Annotated in this window: 5 protein-coding genes and 1 tRNA gene; all 6 read right to left on the minus strand. The window is 57.2% G+C overall.

Annotation, left to right across the window (positions count from 1 at the left end; genetic code table 11):
• Positions 1–14: 14 nt before the first annotated feature.
• Positions 15–90 (minus strand) — tRNA-Lys (locus ACILQA_RS09440).
• An 87-nt stretch (positions 91–177) separates the two neighbouring features.
• Positions 178–1,290 carry a rod shape-determining protein RodA gene (rodA, locus tag ACILQA_RS09445; protein WP_395629469.1) on the minus strand — a complete coding sequence of 371 codons (1,113 nt, stop codon included), beginning with the start codon at positions 1,288–1,290 and terminating at the stop codon, positions 178–180.
• Positions 1,287–3,227, minus strand: coding sequence for a penicillin-binding protein 2 (gene mrdA, locus ACILQA_RS09450; protein ID WP_395629470.1), 1,941 nt, complete (start codon positions 3,225–3,227; stop codon positions 1,287–1,289). The genes rodA and mrdA overlap by 4 nt, the downstream gene beginning before the upstream one ends.
• Positions 3,191–3,745 (minus strand): rod shape-determining protein MreD, encoded by a 555-nt coding sequence (gene mreD / locus ACILQA_RS09455; protein WP_395629471.1) that lies wholly within the window; start codon positions 3,743–3,745, stop codon positions 3,191–3,193. Before mreD ends, mrdA begins: the two co-directional genes overlap by 37 nt.
• A complete protein-coding gene (mreC, locus tag ACILQA_RS09460) occupies positions 3,742–4,644 on the minus strand; it encodes a rod shape-determining protein MreC (protein WP_395629472.1) in 903 nt (300 codons plus the stop codon). Before mreC ends, mreD begins: the two co-directional genes overlap by 4 nt.
• A gap of 13 nt (positions 4,645–4,657) precedes the next feature.
• Positions 4,658–5,698: a rod shape-determining protein gene (locus ACILQA_RS09465; RefSeq protein WP_183939767.1), complete on the minus strand. Its 1,041-nt coding sequence runs from the start codon at positions 5,696–5,698 to the stop codon at positions 4,658–4,660.
• Positions 5,699–5,833: the final 135 nt, after the last annotated feature.

The raw sequence follows: 5,833 nt of genomic DNA on the forward strand, positions 1-5,833 counted from the left end.
ATATATAGGAAAAATGGTAGACGCTGAGGGGTTCGAACCCACGACCCGCTGATTAAGAGTCAGCTGCTCTACCAACTGAGCTAAGCGTCCCCATTTCGGGCTGGCCAGATGCGCAGGCCCGTTTGGAGCGCCGCCTTTGATGGGTTTCGTGGTCTTTGTCAAGCATGACAAAGCGACTTATTGGAATTGTCCACGCTTTGCGCCCGGGTGGCGCTCGATGGACATCATGATTCCCACGCACAGCATCATGGTCAGCATCGATGACCCCCCGTGGCTGACAAAAGGCAGGGGAATGCCCGCGACCGGCGCGAGGCCCACAACCATCAGAAGGTTGATCATGATATAGAAGAAAATCGTGCAGGTCAGGCCGGCGGCGACGAGTTGCCCGTACCGCGTCTTGCTCTGCATCGCGACATTGAGGCCCCAGCGCATGAGCAGATAGTACATGAACAGAATGAAAAAGCCGCCGACGATGCCCCATTCTTCCGCCATGGTGGCAAAGACGAAATCGGTATGTCCTTCCGGCAGATAATCCAGATGGCTTTGTGTGCCGTTTCCAAAGCCTTTGCCGAATATGCCGCCTGATCCGATCGCGATTTTCGACTGGGTGATGTGATAGCCAGCACCAAGCGGATCATTTTGCGGGTTGAGGAAGATGAGGACTCGGTCTTGCTGATAGGCCTTTAATCCAAAGAAAAACACCAATGGCGCAAGAACGGCGACGCCCACGCCCGCGCTGATGAAATATATCAGCGGAAGGCCCGCCATGAAGCCAACGACGCCCAGCCCGAAGGCGTACGCAATAGCAGCGTCGAAATCTGGCTGAATGATCACCAATATGCTTGGCAGCAGCAGGATAGCGCCCAGCGGCCAAATGGCGTCAAATCCATATATGCGGTTCGGTGGAAGCCGGTCGAAAAACCATGCGGCGGCAAGCACCATCACTGGCTTCATCAGCTCCGATGGCTGAAGTGTGATGATGCCAAGGTTAATCCAGCGCTGGCTGCCGCCGCCGACAAAGCCCATCAGCTGCACCACGACAAGCAGGACAAGCAGCAACAGATACAAGGGAAAAGTCATCGACTTCCAAAACTCAAGCTTCATCCGCGACATCGCGATGGCCATGGCCAGCAGGACCACGAACCGGATGACATGCTTCCCGGCCCATGGTTCAAAATGACCACCTGCTGCAGAATAAAGTACCGTCGCGCCAAAGCCGACCAAGGCCGACAATATGAAAATCACGCGCCACGGCAGGGCTGCAATCGGGGCAGGGACTATGCCGTTCATATCGTCGGATCCAGCGGCGGGGGTGCCGCCGGTTGACCTTGGAAGGCCGCATATTTGGAAGCCATACGCTGTTCAATATTGCCGCCCCAGCCAGCTTCGAGCGCTTCCAAGGACGCCATCGCCTTTTCCCGGTCATACAGGAACGTCAGAACGTCTTTCGCGATTGGAGCTGCGGCCCGCGCGCCGCCCATGCCATGTTCAATGACGACCGACGCGCCATAGCGTGGGTTATCGACAGGCGCGAAGCACACGAACAGGCCATGGTCGCGATATTTCCAAGCGCCCGATTGCCCACGCTGCGATCCTGCAATGCGGCGCACTTGCGCGGTGCCGGTTTTCCCGGCCATCGCGATACCCGGAATGTCCAGCCGACTGCGTACGGCGGTGCCATCGCCGTTGACGACGCGGTTCATGCCTTCGCGCACAACGGCCAAATGTTCTTCGGGGAAGTTGAGTCTGCCCGGCGCCGGGCGTTTTTTAAGGATGATTTCGGGTTGAATGTTCAGGCCCGATGCGATCCGCGCTGCCATTATGGCCAATTGGAAAGGGCTAACCGAAACATAGCCCTGACCAATGGTCGCATTCAGCGTGTCCGACTCGCTCCACTTTTGGTCATATTTGCGCATCTTCCATACGCTGTCGGGAATGGTGCCATATCGTTGCGATGGAAAGGGAAGGGGAAATTCCTGCCCCAGACCAAGCGCTTTGGAAAATGGTGCAATCGCATCATAGCCAATGCGGCGGCCCATCGCATAGAAATAGGTGTTGCAGCTTTTCATCAGCGCGTCGGCCATGTTTATCGGACCGTGACGCCCGAGGCATTTGAAGACGCGGTTACCCAACCGATATCCCCCGCCACACACAACGGTTTCTTCGGGATCGATGCCATGATGCAGCATCGCAAGTGCCGCTGCGGGTTTTACTGTCGACCCCGGCGGATATAGCCCCTGCAATGCTTTGTTGAGCATCGGAATATGGTCGTCCGAATTCAGCATTTTCCATTCGATGCGGCCAATGCCATCGGAAAAGCTGTTGGGATCATAACATGGCATGGACGCCATCGTCAGTATGTCGCCCGTCAGGCAATCGAATATCACTACGGAACCGGATTCCAGCCCCAGTCGGCGCGCGGCATAATTGTGCAGGTCGATATCGATGGTCAGTTGAACGGGTTTGCCCGGTATGTCTGGCCGGGTGGCCAAGTCGCGGACGATCTTACCGCGTGCGGTAACCTCGGTGCGCTTTGCGCCGGGTTCGCCCTGCAAGCGGTCCTCCAGCGTCTTTTCGAGGCCATCCTTGCCGACTTTGAACCCCGGGGTAATCAGCAGCGGGTTTTTGTTCTTTTGATATTCTTCGGCCGATACCGTGCCCACATAGCCGATGAGATGGCCCACCGCCGCCCCGCTTGGGTAAAAGCGCGAATATCCCTGCCGCGGGCTGACCCCGGGAAGGTCGGGCAGGCGGACGCTGACAGCGGCAAAGCGTTCATAATCCAGCCCGTCTGCAACTTGAACAGGCTGAAAGCCCTGTGCCAGTTTCAACTCGCGATGAATGCGGTCGACATCGTCGGTGGACAAGGCCAGCAGCTCCGCCAGCGTCTTGACGGTCTGTTCCTTATTGGCGAGTCTGTCGGGGATGATGTCTACACGAAAATCCGCACGATTGGTTGCGATGGGTTTGCCATAACGGTCAACGAACCAACCGCGACGTGGCGGGATGATGGTTAGGTTGACCCGGTTGCTTTCGGCCAGCAGCTTATATTTCTCGTTATCGGCCACGGCGATATAGGACATACGCGCGGCCACGGTCAGGCCGATCGCTGCCTGCACGCCGCCTACAAAAGCGGCACGGCGGGTGAACGTGAAATCAAGCTGTCCTGATGTAACCTGTTTTTCGACCTTCATGTTGCCAATCGCCAGCTGTCGAGACGCGCGCATATTCGCACGGCCAGCGGATATAGCAATATGGACAATATGATTTGCGGAATCAAAATAGCGGGTTCAGGCGCGGCGTGCGCCATGCCCGCAATCCACAATCCACCCAACAGCACCCCTGCAATTAAGACGGCCGCAATAAGCCAATCTTGAATATGATCGCGCCAGACAGCCCGCGCATCGATGATCTCGATGCTGAGAATAGCGAGCGACCACAACAATCCCGCGCTGCCAAAGGGTTGGCCGCTGAACAGGTCATCCATCAAACCAAATGGCACGCCGGACCAAACGGGCAGAAGCCCGGGACGCATCAGACGCCAGCTTAAGAACATCAACAGTCCAAGTGGCGGCAGCAGCGGTTCTTCGGTGAATATCGGCAACGCCGTCATCATCGATGCAATAGCGACCGACGTAATGGGAATGGCCAGCATCTTGAGCAGCGATTGTTCGCGGTCAAAACGGGATTCATATTCTCGTGCCGGACGGGTGGGCAGGCGAATGGTCGTCACCGGAATTTTCATTCCGCAACTTCCTTGGTTTCACCGTCAGGCGCCACCGCCTGTTGGGCGGCGCGTGCTTCGCCCTGATATGGTCGTATCACCACGGCATAAGGCGTGTTGCCCGGGTCGGCATAGGGTATTGCCAACGCCCCATCGCTGGTTTTTTTGATAACGCGCGCGAAAGGAATATTGGGCGGATACAGCCCGCCATTGCCCGAGGTGACAATGACGTCGCCGACCTTGAACGGGCTTTCGCCCAAGTTTAACGGCTTGATCAGCACCGTGCCATTGCCAAGGCCCGCTGAGAAGGCAGGCAGGCCATCGCTGGCGCGCATGACTGGGACCAGATTTTCAGCGTCGGTGACGAGAAGAATACGTGCCGTTGTCGGGCCAGTTTCGATAACGCGGCCAATCAATCCGGAAGGACCGCGTACCGGCTGCGCGCGCTCCACGCCAAAGTTGCGGCCGATGGACAGTGTCGCCACGCGCCGCGTGCTGGATGAGGTTGAGCTGATCAGGCGGCCCACGGCGACTTGGCTTTCGCCGTCCTCTGACAATTTTAGCAATCCGCGCAACCGCGCATTTTCGACGCGCAAGGCTTGCGCCTCGATCAGCTTTTTCCGGTTGACCTTGGCTTGCTTTTGAAGCGCGGCATTTTGGGAACCTGCGTTGATATAAGCCGCCGCGGTCGCATTCATGTTCTGCGCCGACCGGCGGACATTGCTGAACATACGCGCGACCGGCGCTGTTATTTCTGCCCCTGCTGCACGAAGCGCCGAAAAGCCGGCTGGATCAGCCACCGATATGGCAAGCAACAAGGCAGCAACCATCGTTCCTGCAATCGCGACGACATAGGTCACGAACAGGCCATATTGCGCCTTTCGGGAAAATCCGGGGCGCCGGTGTTTGGGCGGCGCCATGCTGAGACCTATATCAGGCGGTCAGCAAGACGCCACGGAAGATGGGGTCTTCCATCGCCCGGCCTGTACCGATTGCAACGCAGGTCAGCGGGTCTTCGGCGACCGTGACCGGCAGTCCGGTTTCATCACGCAGATATTCGTCGAGGCCAGCCATCAACGCGCCGCCACCTGTCAAAACAATCCCTTGATCGACGATGTCCGCCGCCAGTTCAGGCGCAGTATTTTCAAGCGCGATGCGCACACCTTCAAGGATGGTGCCAATAGGTTCCGACAAGGCTTCGGCAATCTGGGCCTGGTTGATCGTAATTTCCTTTGGCACGCCGTTTACAAGATCGCGGCCCTTGATGTGCAATGTCTGGCCAACGCCATCTGCTGGTGGACGTGCAGTACCGAAATCCTTCTTGATCCGCTCGGCCGTCGCTTCACCGATCAACAGGTTATGGTGTCGTCGGACATAAGAGACAATCGACTCGTCCATCTTGTCACCTCCGGTACGAACCGAGGTGGTGTAGGCAAGGCCGCGCAGCGAAAGGACGGCAACTTCGGTGGTGCCACCGCCGATGTCGACGACCATCGAACCGATGGGCTCAGTCACAGGCATGTCCGCGCCGATGGCTGCAGCCATGGGCTCTTCAATCAGGAACACTTCAGAAGCACCCGCGTTGGATGCGGCATCGCGAATCGCGCGGCGCTCGACCGATGTCGAACCCGACGGAACGCAGATGACGATTTCGGGGTAGCTGAACATGCGGCGCTTGCCGTGCACTTTGTGGATGAAGTGCTTGATCATCTGTTCGGCCACATCGATGTCGGCAATAACGCCGTCGCGCAACGGACGAATGGCTTCAATGCTGTCCGGAGTCTTGCCCATCATCAGCTTTGCGTCGTCGCCAACCGCCTTTACGCGCTTGATACCGTTTATGGTTTCAATCGCGACCACCGAAGGCTCATTCAGGACGATCCCTTGACCGCGTACATAGACCACCGTGTTTGCGGTGCCGAGGTCGATTGCCATGTCTTGTGATGCGAAACGGAAAAACTTGCCAAATACCATTTAATTTCCACCCAATCCGTTTTGGAGAGACTCCTTTGGAGCGCGTCCAAATAATCGCGCGGTCCTAGCGGAATTTGCTGTTTTTAAAAACAGATATTTGGCTGGAGTGCGAACGATTAAGGAGTCGCTTGGGCT

The sequence above is a fragment of the Sphingorhabdus sp. genome (assembly GCF_044239005.1).
In the GTDB taxonomy this organism is placed as follows: domain Bacteria; phylum Pseudomonadota; class Alphaproteobacteria; order Sphingomonadales; family Sphingomonadaceae; genus Sphingorhabdus_B.

Bases quoted from the DNA above. Each gene is read 5' to 3' on its own strand.
- ACILQA_RS09465 (WP_183939767.1), bottom strand. From the start codon at position 5,698: ATGGTATTTGGCAAGTTTTTCCGTTTCGCATCACAAGACATGGCAATC.
- mrdA (WP_395629470.1), bottom strand. From the start codon at position 3,227: ATGCGCGCGTCTCGACAGCTGGCGATTGGCAACATGAAGGTCGAAAAA.
- mreC (WP_395629472.1), bottom strand. From the start codon at position 4,644: ATGGCGCCGCCCAAACACCGGCGCCCCGGATTTTCCCGAAAGGCGCAA.
- mreD (WP_395629471.1), bottom strand. From the start codon at position 3,745: ATGAAAATTCCGGTGACGACCATTCGCCTGCCCACCCGTCCGGCACGA.
- rodA (WP_395629469.1), bottom strand. From the start codon at position 1,290: ATGAACGGCATAGTCCCTGCCCCGATTGCAGCCCTGCCGTGGCGCGTG.